Genomic DNA, 1,680 nt, shown 5'->3' with positions numbered 1-1,680 from the left:
AGATCAATGTGCATGAGGTCGGCCGCACTTTCGAGCCGAAGGCGAAGTCGCCGGCTCCGGGCTCGAGCGATTTCTGCCTGGTCACGGACGGGCCACTGGATGAGGTCCGTGCCCGGCTCGCGGCCAATGGTGTGGCGGTGGAACTCGGTCCGGTTGAACGTATCGGGGCCCGCGGTCCGATGATGTCGGTCTATCTCCGCGACCCGGACGGCAATCTGGTCGAGGTCAGCGAATACCTGCCGTAGCGCTGGTGCTCTTCGAAAAAGCGACTGCCAGTTTTCCTTAAATTCGCCGCGATTGTCCAATGTTCGAAGCATGAACCACCCCGAGGGGCGGCGACGAGTGCGCATCGGACAGACGGTGCTTGGTTGTTCTTCTGTCAGCGCGTCGTTATATCATGCTTGCGATTGCCATTGGGTGATCGTCAAGCGCAAGATGTGGCTGCCACGCCCGGCTAAGGTGCCGTTGCGGGAGCCGTGGAACGGGAACAGAGTGCTTTTTCGACGCCGCAAGCCTGATGGCCTTTACGAGCGGGTGCGTACCTACCTTTGGCCGCGCCGCTCATTTTCGCGCTCGCTTCAGTATTTTTCCAAGCGCATCCTGCGGCTGAAGGCCACACCGCATGCGGTGGCGGCCGGCGTTGCAGCCGGGGTCTTCGCTTCATTCTTTCCCGTCGGTTTCCATTTCATCATCGCTGCCCTCCTGTGCTGGGTGATCGCCGGCAATCTGGTGGCGGCCGCTCTCGGCGCGGTTTTTTTCGGCAACCCCCTGACCTTCCCGTTGCTATGGGGGGCGTCGTGGGAAACGGGCAAGCTCATCCTGCATGACCGCTTGCCGACGCATGGGCCGCCGGCACATCTGGGCGAGATGTTGCACAACCTCTCCTTCGCGCAATTGTGGAAACCGGTCCTTGAACCGATGCTGATAGGCGCGGTTCCGCTCGGGCTCGCCTTCGGGCTGCTGTTCTACGCCCTCACGCGCTGGGGCATGAACGCTTTCCGCGAACAGCGGCGCAAACGTCTGGCCGAGCGCGCAAGCCGGCATGCGCAATCGTCCCATCCCGGCGCAAGCATCGGTTCCACCGCGCGATGATCATCGGCATCGGCAGCGACCTTATCGACATCAGACGCATCGAGAAATCGCTGGAGCGTCACGGTCAGCGCTTCATTCAGAGAATCTACACCGAGATCGAACAGGCGCGTTCCGACAATCGACGCGCCCGCGCGGCCTCTTATGCCAAACGCTTCGCCGCCAAGGAGGCCTGCGCCAAGGCGCTGGGCACCGGTATGGCGCAGGGCGTGTTCTGGCGCGACATGGGTGTCGTCAACCTGCCCAGTGGCGCGCCGACCATGGCTCTGACGGGAGGAGCGCAGGCCAGGCTGGACAAGATCCTGCCAAACGGCCATCGGGCGGCAATCCACCTCACCATCACGGATGATTTCCCGCTCGCTCAAGCCTTTGTGATCATCGAGGCGCTGCCCGTCGAAGAAGCGCCACATTGATTGCCTCTGACGACCGGCATTGACGTTGCCCAGCGCGCGCCGAGACTCTATACCATCCAACGCACAATCGAGGACGACATGAGCGTGGCTGAAAAATCCGAGAAGAAATCCGGCGGGCTTGGCGAGACCGTCAGCGTCATCGTCCAGGCGCTTTTGCTCGCCCTGGTCATCCGCACGC

At 62.3% G+C, this 1,680-nt stretch carries 2 protein-coding genes and 2 pseudogenes (1 of these 4 only partly in view); all 4 read left to right on the top strand.

Annotated features, from left to right (window positions below; genetic code table 11):
- Nucleotides 1–245, top strand: a pseudogene (locus EOC06_RS30615) (VOC family protein); it begins 155 nt to the left of the window's first position.
- A gap of 247 nt (nucleotides 246–492) precedes the next feature.
- Nucleotides 493–1,092: a DUF2062 domain-containing protein gene (locus EOC06_RS30610; protein ID WP_127322859.1), complete on the top strand. Its 600-nt coding sequence runs from the start codon at nucleotides 493–495 to the stop codon at nucleotides 1,090–1,092.
- Entirely contained in the window at nucleotides 1,089–1,502 is a 414-nt protein-coding gene (gene acpS, locus EOC06_RS30605) for a holo-ACP synthase (RefSeq protein ID WP_127327231.1), read from the top strand. Before EOC06_RS30610 ends, acpS begins: the two co-directional genes overlap by 4 nt.
- Before the next feature lie 54 nt (nucleotides 1,503–1,556).
- Nucleotides 1,557–1,680 (top strand): annotated as a pseudogene (locus EOC06_RS43900) (signal peptidase I); the annotation flags it as partial.

Origin of the sequence: Mesorhizobium sp. M7A.F.Ca.MR.362.00.0.0 (assembly GCF_004023175.1) — a bacterium.
Lineage (GTDB): Bacteria > Pseudomonadota > Alphaproteobacteria > Rhizobiales > Rhizobiaceae > Mesorhizobium.
The sequence above is the reverse complement of the archived record's forward strand: the minus strand, read 5'-3'. Positions and strand labels throughout refer to the sequence as shown.